The organism is Alicyclobacillus acidoterrestris (genome assembly GCF_022674245.1).
Classification (GTDB): domain Bacteria; phylum Bacillota; class Bacilli; order Alicyclobacillales; family Alicyclobacillaceae; genus Alicyclobacillus; species Alicyclobacillus acidoterrestris.
In genome coordinates this window covers 147,152-164,372 of the sequence record NZ_CP080467.1, presented here as the reverse complement: position 1 = coordinate 164,372, position 17,221 = coordinate 147,152, and the positions used below count along the sequence as shown (strand labels likewise).

General features: G+C 51.8%; 14 protein-coding genes. 4 read left to right on the top strand and 10 right to left on the bottom strand.

The window, feature by feature from the left end; genetic code table 11:
- Positions 1 to 2: 2 nt before the first annotated feature.
- Both ilvD and K1I37_RS00720 read right to left on the bottom strand, forming a co-directional pair.
- Positions 3 to 1,679, bottom strand: coding sequence for a dihydroxy-acid dehydratase (gene ilvD / locus K1I37_RS00725; RefSeq protein ID WP_021294924.1), 1,677 nt, complete (start codon positions 1,677 to 1,679; stop codon positions 3 to 5).
- Between the two features lie 16 nt (positions 1,680 to 1,695).
- On the bottom strand, positions 1,696 to 3,006 hold the full coding sequence (locus K1I37_RS00720; protein WP_021294923.1) for an FAD-dependent oxidoreductase: 1,311 nt from the start codon (positions 3,004 to 3,006) through the stop codon (positions 1,696 to 1,698).
- 289 nt (positions 3,007 to 3,295) lie between these two features.
- Between K1I37_RS00720 and K1I37_RS00715 the strand changes: the two genes are divergently transcribed.
- On the top strand, positions 3,296 to 4,186 hold the full coding sequence (locus K1I37_RS00715) for a LysR family transcriptional regulator (protein ID WP_021294922.1): 891 nt from the start codon (positions 3,296 to 3,298) through the stop codon (positions 4,184 to 4,186).
- A gap of 155 nt (positions 4,187 to 4,341) precedes the next feature.
- Here K1I37_RS00715 and K1I37_RS00710 read toward each other — a convergent pair whose 3' ends face one another.
- Both K1I37_RS00710 and K1I37_RS00705 read right to left on the bottom strand, forming a co-directional pair.
- The gene (locus K1I37_RS00710; protein WP_021294921.1) at positions 4,342 to 5,298 is read right to left on the bottom strand and encodes an aldo/keto reductase; all 957 of its coding nucleotides are present in this window, start codon (positions 5,296 to 5,298) and stop codon (positions 4,342 to 4,344) included.
- 78 nt (positions 5,299 to 5,376) lie between these two features.
- Positions 5,377 to 6,696, bottom strand: a complete 1,320-nt coding sequence (locus K1I37_RS00705) for an MFS transporter (protein ID WP_021294920.1) — start codon at positions 6,694 to 6,696, stop codon at positions 5,377 to 5,379.
- A gap of 777 nt (positions 6,697 to 7,473) precedes the next feature.
- On the opposite strand from K1I37_RS00705, the gene K1I37_RS00700 reads away from it, so the two are divergent.
- The 3 genes from K1I37_RS00700 (at position 7,474) to K1I37_RS00690 (ending at position 10,549) form a co-directional block, all read left to right on the top strand.
- Positions 7,474 to 8,187 (top strand): GntR family transcriptional regulator, encoded by a 714-nt coding sequence (locus K1I37_RS00700; RefSeq protein ID WP_021294919.1) that lies wholly within the window; start codon positions 7,474 to 7,476, stop codon positions 8,185 to 8,187.
- A gap of 95 nt (positions 8,188 to 8,282) precedes the next feature.
- Complete coding sequence (locus tag K1I37_RS00695; RefSeq protein ID WP_021294918.1) at positions 8,283 to 9,005, top strand: ribonuclease activity regulator RraA; 723 nt, start codon at positions 8,283 to 8,285, stop codon at positions 9,003 to 9,005.
- Between the two features lie 107 nt (positions 9,006 to 9,112).
- On the top strand, positions 9,113 to 10,549 hold the full coding sequence (locus K1I37_RS00690) for an aldehyde dehydrogenase family protein (RefSeq protein ID WP_021294917.1): 1,437 nt from the start codon (positions 9,113 to 9,115) through the stop codon (positions 10,547 to 10,549).
- Positions 10,550 to 10,693: 144 nt separating this feature from the next.
- Here the strand turns inward: K1I37_RS00690 and K1I37_RS00685 are convergent, their stop codons facing one another.
- The 6 genes from K1I37_RS00685 to K1I37_RS00660 are packed head-to-tail and all read right to left on the bottom strand — an operon-like array spanning position 10,694 to position 17,214.
- Positions 10,694 to 11,314 (bottom strand): nucleotidyltransferase family protein, encoded by a 621-nt coding sequence (locus tag K1I37_RS00685; RefSeq protein ID WP_021294916.1) that lies wholly within the window; start codon positions 11,312 to 11,314, stop codon positions 10,694 to 10,696.
- 15 nt (positions 11,315 to 11,329) lie between these two features.
- Positions 11,330 to 12,412 carry an XdhC family protein gene (locus tag K1I37_RS00680; protein WP_021294915.1) on the bottom strand — a complete coding sequence of 361 codons (1,083 nt, stop codon included), beginning with the start codon at positions 12,410 to 12,412 and terminating at the stop codon, positions 11,330 to 11,332.
- A gap of 59 nt (positions 12,413 to 12,471) precedes the next feature.
- Positions 12,472 to 12,783 (bottom strand): 2Fe-2S iron-sulfur cluster-binding protein, encoded by a 312-nt coding sequence (locus tag K1I37_RS00675; protein ID WP_021294914.1) that lies wholly within the window; start codon positions 12,781 to 12,783, stop codon positions 12,472 to 12,474.
- A complete protein-coding gene (locus K1I37_RS00670) occupies positions 12,776 to 14,485 on the bottom strand; it encodes an FAD-binding protein (RefSeq protein WP_021294913.1) in 1,710 nt (569 codons plus the stop codon). Before K1I37_RS00670 ends, K1I37_RS00675 begins: the two co-directional genes overlap by 8 nt.
- Positions 14,486 to 14,501: 16 nt before the next feature.
- The gene (locus K1I37_RS00665; protein WP_021294912.1) at positions 14,502 to 16,739 is read right to left on the bottom strand and encodes a xanthine dehydrogenase family protein molybdopterin-binding subunit; all 2,238 of its coding nucleotides are present in this window, start codon (positions 16,737 to 16,739) and stop codon (positions 14,502 to 14,504) included.
- Entirely contained in the window at positions 16,729 to 17,214 is a 486-nt protein-coding gene (locus tag K1I37_RS00660; RefSeq protein WP_021294911.1) for a (2Fe-2S)-binding protein, read from the bottom strand. Before K1I37_RS00660 ends, K1I37_RS00665 begins: the two co-directional genes overlap by 11 nt.
- Positions 17,215 to 17,221: the final 7 nt, after the last annotated feature.

The following is a 17,221-nucleotide window of genomic DNA, read 5'->3' as shown; positions in this document are numbered from 1 at the left end:
GGTCACCGTTTTAATGTCGCCCCTTCCGGCAAGGGACTGACGAGATTTCGATAGATTGCCAACCAACCGCGTTCTCCCCGCACCCCAGTTTCCACTGCCATATGTGCCTTTCGTTCCGAAAGTTCAGCTTCAGAGACCTGGAGATTCACTTCGCGGCTTTCAACATCAATTGAAATCACATCACCATTTCGCACGAATGCCAGCGGGCCACCTTCAGCGGCTTCGGGAGAAATTTCCCCCACAACCAAGCCTCGATTGACCAGTCCGGATAATTGCCCATCTGTGACGACGGCCACCTTGTCCCCCAAGCCAGCGCCATCTAGGGCAAATATCAGTGCAGATGCGGTTCCCATACCTGGAGTTCCTTTCGGCCCAAGCCCTCTGAGAACAACGACCATACCAGGCTTTATTTCACCTTTGTCAACACCAGCAATCGCTTCCTCACGGCTTTCATAGACCACAGCTGGCCCCGTAAACTGCGTGACCCTATCATCCTCCACAGCCAGCTTCACGATTCCGTATGATGGGGCTAATGACCCCTTGATTAACACGATGGTAGGCCGCCAGCCAAACGCGCGCCCGACAGGTCGAATCACCTCTTCGTCTTCCACTTGTATATCTCTTAACACTTCGCCCACTGTCTGCCCGGTAATGGTCTTCGCGTCAGGATGCATAAATTGTTGCAACTGTTTCATCACCGCTCGCGTTCCCCCGGCCTGCTCCAGTTCTTCAATGGTTCTATCGCCATTCGGTCGCACGGCCGCTAGCAGCGGCACCCTTCCAGCGAATTCTTGAAACATGCCATAAACATCCACGTCACACGCTGCTTCTTCTGCGACAGCTTGCAGGTGCTTGATGGTGTTGATCGATCCGCTGACGCTCAGAACCATTTTGATAGCGTTTTCAAAAGCGTCACGGGTTAGAATGTCACGCGGCAAAATATTTTCCCACACCATTTCGACAATTCGCTGTCCGGCCTCTTCCACAACACCCCACATTTTGTCGCTATTCGCCAATACCGGGGTACTACCAGGTAGGGCCATGCCAAGCGCTTCGCAGACCATGTGCATCGAGTTCGCAGTTCCCATGCCTGGGCATACCCCAGGACCACGCACTGCGGTATCACTCATCTCCCGCAGTTCCGATAGTGTAAGATTCCCCGCTCGATAGTGCCCCGCTTTTAGGAAAACATCCTCGATATCACAGTGGTGTCCGCAGTATTGGCCACTCGGCTGATATCCACAAGCGACGATGAGTGTCGGAATATTTAACCTACCCGCAGCCATTAGGTGAGCGGGCGCGGTTTTATCACATGAAGCCAAACAAACCATTCCGTCCAGTAATGCTCCTTCAACGGCCACCTCAATATCATTGACGATTAAGTCTCGGGCAGCGAGAATATACCCCCCTTTGTGCCCAGCGCTGGTGATGAAATCACTGGGTGCCGCCGTGCGAATTTCGAACGGCAATCCCCCCGCGGCACGAATCGCATCTTTCATCTTGCTTACAATGCCATCCAGGTGATGAAAACAGATAGCTAAGTCAGAAGATGAATTCACGATAGCAATTTTGGGTTTCTCCATATCTTCCTCGGAAATGCCCATGGCCCGCCACTGTGTACGCCGCATGGTCCACGGCGAACTTCCACGTTCAAAGTTGCTGCGTAATTGTCTAGACATCGAACTCTTCCTCCCTCTAATCCACACGGGACACGTTGTCGTACAATCGGCGCTGAAGGGCTTCATGATCCATATCATGAAGGCTCCCGGTACCCACTAGCTCGATGGCATGTGCCGCTGCCGCCCCCATCGCGATACACGGCCCCATGACCCTCACACTCGACAATGCTGCAGCATCTCCATCAATACAGCGCCCCACCGCCAACAAGTTGTCTGTATCCGGCGGTAACATACTTCGAAACGGTACGTAGTGTACATGGTCATCGTCGAACGTCTCCCAAATGTGTCCTTCCACGTGATTATGAAGTTCGATAGGCCAAGCCGTACGGGCAACTGCATCGGCAAACCGCGTTCCAGAGCGCACCTCATCCACAGTGAGATGATGCGTACCGACAATCCACCGTGTCTGCCGAATACCCGGAAAGCCGTATGAACGAATTCGAGCCTGCCCAAAGGCATCCGAAAATTCATTCTTTAAAAAGTCAAACGCCACATCCGCTTGGTTTTTGCCCTCGAGACCACGCTGTGTCGCGTCAATCGCATCTAGCGGTGTCTCCACATGAGTTAAGTTGACTAACGCCACGCCGCGTTCTGGGAACACGAACGCAAATCCCTCTTTTCGTACTAGGCCGTACGCTGCACCTCTCTCTCGAACCCGCTGTGCAATCTCATCCCTGTCCGGCACACTCGCCTGATTTATCCGCTCGACAACAAGCATCTGACTACCGTATATCCGACCGTTCGCGGGCTCCCGACAAGGTAATCCAGCGAGCCATACCAAAGCCGCATCACCAGTCGCATCTACAAAGGCATTCGCGGTGACCCGAACCGGGCCATAACGTGTGGCGAGATCAATAGAACGCACGCGTCTCTCGGTTACTTTGACGTCCAAAAGAATTGCCCCAACAATCGGTTTGATTCCGTTTTCATAAACCGTTCGTTCTATCCATCGGGACAGTGCGATCTCGTCGTACATCACGGTCGTGTAGGAAGGCCCGTGTCGGTAATGTAAAGCGCCAGCCTTTCCAAGGTCATTCAAAATATCGTCGGCGATGCCGTGTGTAAACTGATAACGATGTTCGCCATGATGAAAGAGTCCACAAAAAGTCCCAATGATAGAATGAACTGCCTGCCCACCTAGTGCGGGAAATCCATCAACTAACACCACACGAAGCCCCAACCGGGCTGCCTCCACCGCTGCGGATACACCCGAAATGCCGGATCCCACAATGCAAATGTCAGCACGGACATCCTGTCTAGTGGACGTCTCTCTGGTCACGACGCGCGTGGAACTTTGTTGTTTGTCTAAGTGCTGTTGTCCTCCCATGAAAACATCCCTTCACAAATCGTGTTGTCCAATGCTCATGTGCTGTCTTCTTGAACTAACGGTATGAAATCGCCTTGTTATTTGCAATCCAAATTAGCCATACCATATATCGATAAAATCGATGTATCCGAAGCTATCAGCGAAAGAACCACAATCGGTGACGTCGGAATATCTGTGCATTGTAATCTAGTACCTGTATACTCGAAGAAAGGCATCATTACGCGGATTGCACGTATTCGCTTTGCAGTCAGTTTGACACGCTAGAAACCGTACCTAAGAGGGGAATCATGTGGAGATACATCAATTAGAATACTTTCTAGCAGTCAGTACCTGTATGAGTTTTTCAACCGCGTCTATGGAGATAAACGTTTCTCAATCAACACTATCGCACCAGATTCGAAAACTGGAGGATGAGCTCGGGGTAAAACTATTTATCCGAGAGCCGAGATCTGTCAGATTGAGCCCCGCAGGTGAGGAATTCCTGGAGCATACCCGAAAAATCCTCGCCGCAATCAAGACATCGCAAGAAGCCATGCAGCAATATACCAATTACATCAAGGGACATTTATCAATCGGTGCCATCCCCACAATTGCTTATCTGGGATTTAACAGAATTATTACAAAATTCATCCAGTCGTACCCAGGCATATCCGTGGAAATTCACGAGGCAAACACAGATGACTTACTTCAATGGATGTACGAAAAAAGAGTAAATGTGTCGTTTATCACTTCCCCGTTTGTCGACCAATACGGCGTTACATTTCACCCACTGGTTGAAGACACCGTCGTAGCGCTCGTCCCGGCTTCCCATCGACTTGCAAACAGCGACCGGGCGATTGATATTCATGATCTCTATCGGGAAAAATTCCTGATGATAAAGTCGAGTTCAGGATTTAGGTCAAGGTTAATTGAGGCATGCAACGATGCTGGATTCCAACCCGACATCATCCTTGAAAGCAGCCATGTGGAAATCCTTCGTGGATTTGTGGAGGAGCAAATGGGCGTAGCGCTCATGGGCCTGCGTATTGCGCAAAGCATCTCCAGTCCACTCACATCTATCGTTCATCTGAAGCAAAATATCAAACGTCAAAACGGACTTGCGGTCCCACGTGTGAAAAGTATCCCTTTAGCAACCAGACTCTTTTTAGATTTCATCATCAATGGCAGCGCGGGCGCATAGATAATTTGACGTGATCGATGATGACAAGATAAAACCCTCTGCCCAAGTAACCTGTCAATCAAAAGGCCATCGCCTGGCGTGTCGCCAAGCAAGCCTCCGAAACAAGTGCGGTGGACAGAGGGAGCGAATCAGAAACGCCGCTATACATACATCGCCTAATCGCCAAGAAATTCAGCTGTTTTCTTGGATTCAAACTGTTTAAACCGCTCCGTCCCCCTGATTTTATTGAGAATATCCCTATCTGCGTCCGTCAACGTACCTTGACTCAGCACACGCGCAGCATTTTGCAGATAATCAACAGATTCCGTCCCATACATGACGGTGTTGACGACGTCATGGGATAAACACCATTTCAGTGCGGCATCTGCCACAAGAGACGTATCTTGAATCCCAGCTTCTTGCGTCATTTGAAATAATTCGCCCTTCATGTAGGCCTCTCTCACAATCACGCCTAAGCGTTTTTCCTTCACAAGCGGAAGAACCTTGTGCAACGCCTTATCGTCACCGAAGTTAAAATTGATATACACCACGTCAAAATGACCTGATTCAATCATCTTGACATACGTGTCTTCCCCAGAAAACGTATCCGCGCAGGCAAAACGAATGTACCCTTCGCGTTTCAATACACTCAGGTTGTAACCAATCTTATCGAGATATTCCGGATCGTTATCAAAGGCGCTCTTCATCGGCGCGATATTGAAAAAGTCGATTGCATCTCGTTTCAGTAGTTTCAAAATCCGGGCTGCTTCATCGCGCAACGTCTCAAGCTGTGCCATCTTGACGTTGTTTTCGTCATAAGTGTAAACCATCCCCTCAGGCCGCGTTTGAACAAAAATCTCATACGGGGGCGGAAGTTGCTTTAGATTCCTTCCTAAAGCCTCTTTCTCAGAATCCATGGTTACATCAAAGAAGTTAATGCCAAGGTCGTACGCCGCTTGTAACACCTGAAGGCGCTTTTCTCCACCAAACCCTTCAAAAATATACCCAGGCGTCGTCGCCAATCGTAAATCCTCGTTAAAACCTCGAGATCTCCCATCGGGAAGATACTCATGACCACCCAAACCCAAAACAGAAATATCCACTCCAGTGTTGCCGAGTTGTGTATATTTCATCAACTGCATCTCCCTTGCGTAGTGAAAATTGGCGCGATGATTCATTCTGCAACGCATGCACTGTCCGACGAAGAAGAATTAAATCGTAGCCCCCTGCTCCAGCGGTTGCACGACGTGCTCCTCCTCTGAAACAGCCCCGCGATGACGAGCCCATACGTAAATCACCACACTCAGGGCACAAACCACTGCACTATAGGTCAGGAACAGCCACATCTTGCCGACTTGTTGCGCATCAATGAACAGGTACGAAGCAGTCCCGCCGAAAACGGCTGTCGCGATACCATACCCAATCGCAATGCCTGTTGTACGAATTTCCTGCGGCATCAGTGTCGCATTGATATAGAGGAACAACGTCTGATTAAAGGCTACAACTAACCCTCCACCGAGCATGACGACAGCAAGCCTGCCAAGGCCTGGCTGTGAATAGAGGAGAACGACGAAATACGCGGGCACGAGTAGGATGCGAAGAATCAGATAGACTTTGGAAGTTCCAAACCTGTCGGCCCAATACCCAGCAATCGGCCCCGCCACCACCATAATGACGTAAAACGCCGAGGTCAGACCGAACACGCTTGTCGAATTCTCTTTAAAAACCGTGTTCGCAAGATTAGGTAATCCCGTGAGAAATAGGTAGTTCGCAATCATCGTGCCACCGGTTACGAATATGATGGCAAGTACGCCGAGTCGGTGATCCCAAATTTTGCTCCACACCTTCGCTGTGGACTCCAACTTTTTATTGGAAGACACACTTGCTCCGGTCTCCGGCAGAGACAACCTCGCAAGCAGCACGATGATTGCGCTTACGCCACCAATAATAAAGGGTACGCGCCAACCCCAATCTGCCATAATCGTCTTCCCAAATACCATACTCGCTAGAAAAGCGACGACTGCTGCCAACAACGTGCCAATTTGATTGAACGATCCAGTGATGATACCCGCAAAGAACCCTCTGCGCCCCGGGCGCCCCATCTCCAACTGCGCAGCACTGGCCGCAGGGTTTTCGATGCCCGTTGAGACGCCCTGAACCAATCGTGCCAGAGTCAGCAAAATGGCTGCAGATGTGCCGATTTCACTATACGAAGGCATAATCCCCATCGCCAACGAACTCAACGCCATCGCGCCAATGGACCACAAAAGAACCTTCTTATGCCCAATCCTATCGGCAACAGGACCAAAAATCGCCCCCGAAATGGGCCTCACCACGAAACCAAGTGCAAACACCGCCAATGCGTCCAGCGTCGAAGTGACATTGTTGTTAGAAGGAAAGAAGTGCGCTCCGAAAAACGTAGCCATTAGACCGTAAATACTCCAGTCGTACCATTCCAGGGCGACACCGCCGCCTAGACCAATATAGAGAGCCAACCTGTTCTTCTTGGTTGTTATCGCTTGATTATTCACAGTACTCCTCCTTTGCACTCATCCGATAAGGAAGTGAGCGTGAAAACGTACTGCCAAAGCGAGTCGTTACCCTGGATATTGCTGACTTGCTGGCTTGAGCAAGCGGAGTAACGTCACCCAACGACAGAATGCACTTTCATACACTTCCTACCAACTTGTAAACTCCCGTCCTTCTGCACACCCCTCACTTTCGACTACCGTCTCACCGCTCGTCGCAATCTCTCCAACACATGAAAGGAATACGCTTTCACGTAGCGGAAACAGATTTTTGAAATATGATATATCACATTATGGTGCTCTACGAAATATATTGTCAATTCTAATTTTTCTGCCTATAAATCCCATCCGCAAAAAATTCCCGAAATATCACGCAAAAGTCCAGTTTAACTCTAAAAACCTCCTGTCTCATGGACGTCACCAGGAAAATTAAGTATTGCCTTCTCTGAGATCATCCCCTAAGATGTGATATATCAGATATCAACAAGCGACGATGTTGACGCCCGCCACAATAGTCGTGCTGGATAGTTTGAATGACTTAGGAACACGAGGGTTTCATGTATAATTCCTTTTAAGAACTGACAGAGACCCACCATCATCGAGAATGAAAGCAGTTACAATCTATATAAGGACAACTATCACACGCTAGCGCGTAACGGGCGAATACAAACTGTCAGACAAATGCCCCACCAAATGGATGGGCATGAAACATTCAAATGCTGTGATATAAAAGACGTCCTACAGCATCTTTTACATCACTCTGGATGGGAGGAGAAGCCGATGGACGGTCGTCAGGCCGAAACCGCAGCCTCCGTCAACATTGGATTAAAAGGGTTGACGACGAAGAAAGTGAAATCCCTTCGCGATACTGCAGTAGATACAATTCGAGAGGCTATCATCAGTGGCGAACTAGCCCCCGGAGTACATTTGAAGGAGCGTGAGCTGTCCGCCATCATGGGCATCAGCACAACACCCATCAAAGAGGCGCTTCGGGTTCTCGAGCAAATCGGATTTGTCACCACGATTCCGCGAAAAGGGACATTTGTGTCGGACATCGTCAATACATTATCGGAATTTTTCATGATACGCGCCAACCTTGAGGGCCTTGCAGCTCGCTTTGCAGCAGAAAAGGTGTCAGACCTGCAAATTGAGACACTGCGTGGAATTATCAATCGCATGAAGACCTTAGTAGATAGCGGTGACACCGAGCAACTGGAACCCCTGAACACCCGTTTTCATGGAACCATTCATCAGTTTTCCGAAAACCCAATGCTCACTCAGATTTTAGGGAATATCACCTCGGTTGACAGGTCTTTTCGTAGACGAGCGCTGCAATACGAGGGAGAAGTAGAACTTGGCTTTTATGAACATCGCGGCATTTGTGAAGCGATTTGTAGCCGAAATGGGGAACTCGCCGAACTGCGTATGCGAGAGCACATCTTTAGAACTACCGGCAAAGTACTCAAAAACCTGAACGCAAATCATCATCGGTGAGTGACCGGGGATAGCAACGAACAACTGAATGCCGGAACAAAGTTATCCCCGGACACCCTTCAACCATACTTTTCAACCATAAGGAGGTTTACCATATGAAATTATCAGCAGAGGCATTTGACAAGCTGCAAAAAGTATCGACAGCGAGCTTAACCTCAGAGTTACTAAAGTTGGGGTTTCGAAACACGTTCATGCGAGGTGTCCATCCAGTCCGTTCGGCATCTCGTCTCGTTGGGTACGCCTTCACACTTCGATATATCCCAGCCCGAGACGACTTAGACCTGGAAGTAGAGTATGACAATTGGAAGAACCCACAGCGCGTTGCAGTCGAAACCATTGGTCCAGACGAAGTCCTCGTCATCGATGCAAGGGGCGATGTCAGTGCAGCGTCATTTGGCCATATTCTCTGCACCAGACTGCAGTACAAAGGCGTGGCGGGCTTGGTCACAGATGGGGCACTCCGCGACACGCCATCGATTCGCGAGTTGGATTTCCCCACCTATGCTCGGGGCGCACATGCAACCACCAGTTCAGTGGTGCACCATCCCGTCGACTTCCAGGTCCCGATAGGATGTGGCGGCGTCATGGTACAGCCAGGCGATGTCATCGTTGGCGATTCGGAAGGTATCGTCGTGATTCCGATTCATGTCGCAGAAGAAGTCGCCCACAAGACGTATGAGCGAGATGCGCTGGAGACCTGGCTGCAGCACAAGGTAGCCCAGGGGGCCAGCATTCGTGGGACGTATCCACCAGATGAGTCCACACTCATTGAATATCAACAATGGCGCAAGTCGCAGGAACAAGTAAAAACACCATGAATCTTCACATAGATATAACGATGCGACGTAGGACAAAGATGAGGACTCCTGCTCCATCGGGGACTTGAAAGGGTTCACATAAGAACAGCATCGAGGAGGATACACATATGGAATCGCAAAATTGGATTGGTGGTAACTGGTATACGCCAAGCGCCGGGGAAATGACCGTCTACAACCCCTCAGAAACGAGTGAAATTGTAGGTACTGTCCATCTGTCGTCAAACGAAGACATGATGGAGGCTGGCGTCGCGGCAAAAGCTGCATTGCAGCAATGGGCGACACGCACACCGGGTGAACGAGCGGCGTTTCTTGATAAGGCTGCAAGTCTGTTAGAACAAAACTTAGAAGAGATTGCCCACGTGGCCAGCAGTGAAATGGGCAAGCCCATCTCAGAAATGAAAGGGGAAGTCATGCGCGGCGTCAATCTCCTCAAGTACTACGCCGCGGAAGGCGTTCGAGCACACGGCAGTGTCATTCCAGCCAGCCAGTCGAGCGTCCTTCAATATACAAAACGCGTGCCGCTCGGCGTCGCAGGCTTGATTACCCCTTGGAACTTCCCTGTCGCCATTCCCATCTGGAAAATCGCGCCGGCGTTAATCTGTGGAAACACCATCATCTGGAAGCCTGCAGAAATCGCTTCTCTATCCGCAACCTACGTCGCTAAAATCTTTGCACAAGCCGGTTTACCGGACGGTGTGTTAAATCTGGTCATCGGTGAAGGCCATACGGTGGGCAATACGCTTGTTGAACAGGTGGACGTCGATGTGATTAGCTTCACCGGATCGACAAAAACCGGAATGCACGTAGCATCCATCGCCGCACAGCGAAATATCAAGTATCAGACCGAAATGGGTGGCAAAAACGCTGCGGTCGTCCTTGCCGATGCAGACTTGAAACTGGCCACGTCTGCTATTTTGAGTGGCGCTTTCCGATCCGCCGGACAAAAATGCACTGCCACCAGCCGTGTCATCGTGGAGGAGTCCATCTACAACCCGTTGATTGACGAACTGCGCCGCCAACTCGCCGACGTCTATACGGGTTCTGCGTTAGATCCGAAATCCTACCTTGGGCCTGTCGCCTCCAAAGCGCAGTACGAGAAAGTCCAATCGTTCATCAACCTAGCCCACACGGAGGCACAAATCGTCGCGGAAGGTGCTCTCCAGCTTGACCCGAGCAGTGGCTATTATGTGGCACCATCCATTGTCGAAGGCGTTCCGACCAGTCACGCACTCGTCCAAGAAGAAATCTTCGGCCCGCTCATCACACTATTGAAAGCAACTGATTTCGAGGAAGCCGTATCCCTCTGCAACCAGACAGTCTATGGCTTGAGCGCATCTGTCTTTACCAATGACATCCAAAAGGGATTCCGCTTCCTCGACGAAGCCGAGGCAGGCATGGTTCGGATTAACCTCGAATCTGCCGGTGTCGAATACCAGGCGCCATTCGGCGGCATGAAACGCTCGAGTTCGCATAGTCGTGAACAAGGACAGGCTGCATTAGACTTCTACAGCCAATTGAAAACCTGTGCCGTTTATTACGGATAAACCCATACGTAAACACGTAGGAACGCGTCTATCCGCGCTACGGCAACTCACATGAAACGCACGACACCTGTTCTCCATGTCAAACAGGGTGGCGTCCACACGATGGATGCCACCCTGTTTATGTCTGTACGTACAGAAGTCCTGTTACGCACGCGAACATGCGTTCAAAAACCTCTGATAATCCTCTGGTGTATCAATATCTGGGGGTGACACCGTCTCCATTGGAACTGCAAATCGCTCCTCACGATGACGCGCAACCACCTGTCGCCCACCTTCGTCGCCTTTGCAATTCATCAACTCAGGAAACAGCGCACGCGAAAACAGCACGGGATGGCCATAACCATCGCGGTATTTCACCTGTACGAACCGTTTGCCATGACGGACGAATGCATCAATCACCCCGTCAATGGAATCCAGACTTATCCCAGGTTGATCCCCCAAGAGAATGACGATTGCATCTGCGTTCACCCTCACCATCTCCCGCACGGCAACGTGCAAAGATGTACTCAAGCCCTCATGAGCTAGCGGGTTCTCCAACGTGCGTACGGGCAACCCTTCCAAGGCGGCCTCTACACCGCTGCCTTTCGGTGGAACAACGACAAACACAGTATCGGCAACACTCGCCAGCGCCGTTTCCGCAACACAGCGAACCAAGGGCATCCCATTAGATGACAAAAGCAACTGTTTAGGATACCCCATTCGCCTGGACAGCCCTGCGGCCAGCACAACCACACAGATATTGAGGCCATTCGCAAATCTGGACATCGCTGTCGTCTCCGTTCAAAGGACCGTTGATGAGCAGGCAGTGTACATCAACCGTTGCCGGTCGTTTGCGTGGCGTTGTGCAATCAGTTGTGCGACTACGCTGACCGCAATCTCCTCAGGTCCCTCCGCGCCAATGCCCACACCCATCGGCGAATGAACACGGGCACGTTGCGCCGCGTTATCTATCCCCAACCTGTCAAACAACTTCTGCGTCCGTCTCTGTGGCCCTAAAACACCGAGATACCTTAAATCAAACCGAAGCAGATGCCCTAACCATAAAACATCATCCTGAAAGCTGTGTGTCATAATCAGTGCATAGCTGGCGTCTGGAAGAGAAATAGAATTTGCGTTCTCTGGCCGTGCGCAGATTCGTCGTTTCGCATCTGGAAACCGCGCTGGTGAGAGTCTGGCCGGTCGGTGATCGACCACCGTCACGTCAAAATGCACTTTCGTCAAAAGTGCGACAACCGGTTCGACATCAGGCCCCGCGCCAAAGATCGTCACTTGTTCCTTCGGTTCAAGATAATCAAGAAAATAAAGCTGTGATCCGACTTGGACCGACGCGCTCCGCCAAACATCTGAAAACAACTGCAGCTTTGTCTTTGCAAAGGGCTCGGATTGTTGAAACGAGCGAACGGCGAAATGATTTTGTCCGAAAATCGCGTGATCTAAGATGCGATTGGATGACATGTCGATTTTGCGGATAGTCGATATGGGCGTACCGGCGTTCATCTCATCGAGCACAGTGCGCCAATAGCTACCCGAACAACCTTTGTCAAACCAATGTACCGGTTCGACTAAAACCGTCAAGACGCCATTGCATCCCGGCCCCCGGCCCCAAGAAAGATCATCCTCAACAGACAAATCATAAGTGAGAATAGCCGCGCGATTCGCTTGCAGAAGTTCGGCTGCGCGACACATTAGGTCTTCCTCCAAGCACCCCGCGCTGAGCGTGCCACTCGTCAGCCCAGAAGAGCGAAAGACCATTTTCGTGCCTTCGCGCCGGTAGGCGGAGCCCTCTACGTTGACAATGGTTGCAATCACAACCGATTCACCCAGATCCCGCGCTTCCAGCAAGCATTCAAGTATCTCACGCATCGCTCCATCCCCCTTCTGGCCACCATGCCGTTGATGAAAGGCGCATGTTCGTCGCGCGATTAGTCCAACTCGGTCACGAGGTCCTTAATCCATTGCCGTCCAGGAATCGGCCGAACGTGCACTTCAGCGCCTTCGTGTGCCTTCGTATTGCAAAGATAACCCACTTTACCGTCGATGCTAGCGGAACATTCCTTGCATGCATTCGCACTTCGACACGAGTACCGGACGGATAATGTCGGATCACGATTTTCTCGAATCCACAGCAAAGCGTCCAACAAGCTCATTCCGTCCCGATAAGGAACCTGATATTCCCGCTCCACCTGACCACTATCGGGTGATCCCTGAACAATATACATCGTGATCTCAGGCATGGTTACTGACCCCCTCCTGCGCACTCCATTGCACCGTGTAATTTGCTGCGTCATCGAACGTAAATTGAGTGCTCTTCGCTTCGTCCAATGTGGCGTTGTAGTCCAAGCGAACATGGCATCCCCTGGTCTCCTGACGTAGTTCCGCGCCCCGAACGATGAGCTCGCTGACTTGTAGCATGTTCCACAACTCCACCTTTTCCGCCCGTTGCAGAGAAAACCGTTCTTCCTTCTGCAAGGATAAACCCCCGCACAGAGACTGAATCCGGCGAATCTCATCCAACCCTTTGCGCAACTGCTCACCCGTGCGCAAGGGGCCCACATATTCCCACATCACGCGCTGTAAATCCCGCCTTAACGACAATACAGTCATCCCCTGTGTTGCAACGGTCGATGGCGACCAGAAAGCGTCGAGACGCTTCCATTCATCCACCGCCGCGCGATGAACCATCTTGGCGCCCGCCTGTGCCCGCGCATGCCGGTGTTTGGCAGCCGTTTCGCCCGCAATACGTCCAGTCACCAACGCTTCCGTGATAGCATTGCCAGATAAGCGGTTCGCGCCATGCATACCGCGAATCGCTTCTCCGCATGCCAAAAGGCCTGGCACAGAAGTTTGCATCGTCCTATCGACGAGAATTCCACCTATCATGAAGTGTGCCATCGGTGCCACTTCTACCATGTCCTTGCGCAAATCGATCCCGTTGTCATTCAAAATCCCGATGACGGGGCCAAATGCTTCGTAAAGGGCTTCCTCCGGCACCATTCGAAAGTCGAGATAGGCGCCGCCGTGCTTAGATCCGCGCCCAGCCTTCACTTCTTCAAAAATTGCCAAAGTCGTTTGATCTCTGGCCGCCGTGTACTTCCCGGCGACCTCGCCGTGATACCGGTGCATAAATTCCTCATTTTCTCCGTTGAGCAATCGGCCGCCCAATTTGTACCGGAACGGATCCCACATAATCGGGTCTAAGCCCACGAGAGGCGGGTAGAGGTGCGCAATCGGGAAGAATTGCACCATTTCCATGTCGCGCAATTCAGCGCCAGCTTCAGCAGCCAGCACAAACCCGTCGCCCGTCATGTTCGCGGTCGCGCTGTTGCGCTCATAGACTTCCGTGAGCCCGCCCGTTGCTACAATCACTTGCGAGGCAGTCAAAGCGACAGGTTCGAGAGACTCAATGGAGAACCCCACAGCGCCAATAATTTCCTCATCCTGTTTGACCAATCGAGTAATCATTACATTTTTTAGCCTACGAATGTTCGAATCCCGAAAGGTCGCACGACGTAACCCCGCAGATGTGGCACCACCTGTATTGAGTACATCGACGTACACACACCGCTTGCGCGAATGTCCAGGTGCCATGACTTGCGAATGTTTCCCATCCTTGGTTTTCGCCCAATGCACACCGTATTTCTCCACTTCTAAAATGACTTCCGGCCCTCGTTCGACAATCGCCTCGACAATCTCCGGTGCGCAGAGTCCGCGACCGCCCTCAATCGTATCTTTGGCATGAATCTCCGGGCTATCTTCCTCCGCGTCCCCAAGTGCCACGGCGACTGTCATCTGGGCCAGAATGGTTGCACCACCCCGTCCGACAATGCTTTTGTCCACCAAGATAACCGACGCACCCGCATCACTTGCGGCACGAGCCGCCATCAACCCGGCTGCACCTGCACCCACGACAACCACATCTGCACTGAATTCCTGCATGCCATCCACTCCTTTATCAGACCTGCGATTGTTCTTGCATGATTCGCCACAATCGTTCAGGCGCAAGCGGCAAATCGTGCCCCCGCACCCCTAACGCGTGCGCAATCGCATTTGAAACCGCCCCTGGTACCGGGTCAATTGCCATCTCACCCACCGACTTTGCGCCAAAAGGGCCGTTGGGATCTTCCGTCTCCAAAAATTCCACCGTGACCGGAGGCACGTCGCTGCTTCCAGGCATCCGATAATCGAGCAAGGACCGATTTTGTACCTGCCCCTGACTGACTTTGAAATCCTCCATCGTCACCCAGCCAATTCCCTGAGCCACTCCGCCTACCACTTGCCCTGTGGCCGCCGGTCGATTCAACACCGTCCCCGCGTCGTGCACGGCCCAATAGCCAATCACCTTTACCCGGCCAGTGTCGGGATCGACCTCGACTTCCGCGACATGTGCGGCAAATGGATAGGATGGCGACGGATTGCCGTACAATGTTTTATCTGGCAATTCGGTCGCCGGGGTGTAGGTCTCCTTGACCGAAAACGCATCACCGCCGTGACAGGAAGTAAAATCGCGCGCGACATCGGCCAGTGAGTGCTGTTCCTGCCCAACCTCCACACCACCACCTGTGAGTACTGCGGTTGGACCATAATGTTGTTTCACCCAATCCGCCAGTTCGTTCCGCAATCGCTCGCAAGCTTGCTTCACGGCATTCCCGCCCATTACGGTGCTGCGTGAAGCCAGTGTGCCAATACCAAACGGGTAACGTCCGGTATCCCCCGACTGAACCGTGACGAGACTCGGGTCAATACCTAGTACGCGGGCTGCAATATGCGCATACGTACTAGACATACCCTGGCCTAAATCGATCTCACCTGTTTCAATCTCCACGCGACCAGAAGCCAATAGTCGTGCAACAGCAGTCGAGCCATCAAAGCGTGGATCAATGCCGCGATAACCAGACACGTGATTGCCAATCGCCATTCCAAGGCCGTGATACTTCTTAAAGTCGCGCCGCCGCTCCCAACCAGATAAGGTGATCACTTGCCGAATACACGCCTCTAACTCGCAACTATCCAGATGGTAGCCGCCAATCGTCGTATCACCTCTGTGCACGATGTTTTGCAGGCGCAACTGCGCGGGATCCATACCCAACCCTTCCGCGAGTTCGTCAATGACATTTTCCACCGCAAACAGCATCTCGGCGTTGCCAAATCCGCGCATGCATGTGGTGGGACTATTGTTGGTATAACACAAATTCCCTTTTGCTCGAACATTGTGAAAACGATACAGAGAATCGGCCCGCGTACAAGCAGACGCCAACACGTTTGGACTCCAATAAATCCTGGCCCCTGCGTCGCCATATACAACGACGTCTTTGCCCAAAAAATACCCGTCCTTATCCGCAGCAATGCGGATATCAATCTCCAGCGGTACGCGTGGATGCGCGGTCAGCATATCTTCATAGCGATCTAAGACGATGCGCACTGGCGCACCTGCTCGCATCGAGAGCGCAGCAGCAATGACGTGCACCTTTAACACATATTTCGCACCAAATGAACCGCCAATAGGCGGGACGTTGATCCGAACTTTTTCCTCTGGCAGACCAAAGGCAGCCGCGTATGTCTCCCGAGCGCGATAGGGGATATGGGAACCTGCCCAGAGCGTCAGCCCGTCCTGCTCATCCCAATTGGCAATCACCGCGATGGGTTCAAGATGCCCATGGTAGATGCGGTTGGTCGTGTACCTGCCTGAGCGGACGATGTGCGCTTGTGCAAACGCCTTATCCACGTCACCTCGTTCAAATTCGATTTTGACGGGCCGATTATCGGGTGCAGCCTCATGCAAGACCGCTGCCCCAGGTTGCAAAGCAGCATGTGGGTTCAGAATCGGTTCGAGCTCCTCATATTCCACCACGACCTTGTCGAGTGCCTGACGCAGTGCATCGGGAGAATCCGCCGCAATGGCAACCACTTCGTCACCGACAAATAGGACTTTGTCACAAGCTAATATATTCCAATCCTTGTGAACTGTCGGACCATAAGCATGATGCGGGACATCATCGCCTGTGATAACCGCCTTGACCCCCGCCACCTGCTGCGCTTCGCGAATATCAACGCGCGTGATCTTGGCATAGGGATGCGGACTTCTGACAATACCGCCGTATAGTTCACCAGGTAAGTGCAAATCGTCGACGTATTTGGTTCTACCGCCGATTTTTGCTGGGAAATCCGAGGCAATCGTCACTTCACTGCTCAACCACATTCACCTCCGGACCCAACACGCGTTTGGCTGCGGCCAAAATGCTCTGATAACCGGTGCAACGGCACAGATTGTTTTTCAAAATCGCATGATAATCCGGGTGTTGTCCCACATGCGACGCTTGTGACGACGCCCATAATGTCATCATGATGCCGGGTGTACAAAACCCGCACTGGGCGCCTCCTTCTTCGGCCATCGCGGTGACCAGCAATTGAAACCTTCTGTCGTCGGCGAGCCCCTCGATGGTTTGAATCACCGAATTCTCAGCCATCGCGACCGGCAGGATACACGAGTTCATGGGTGCGCCATCCAGAATAATGGTACAAGCGCCACACTCACCAGTACGACACCCAACCTTGGTTACAGTCAGTTGGAAGTGCTCGCGAATCACGTCTGCCAAGGGTGTCGTCGGGTCGCCCATCCACGTCTTTTCCTCACCGTTAATGTTGAGGATTATGCGCTGTTCCTGCATGACTGCA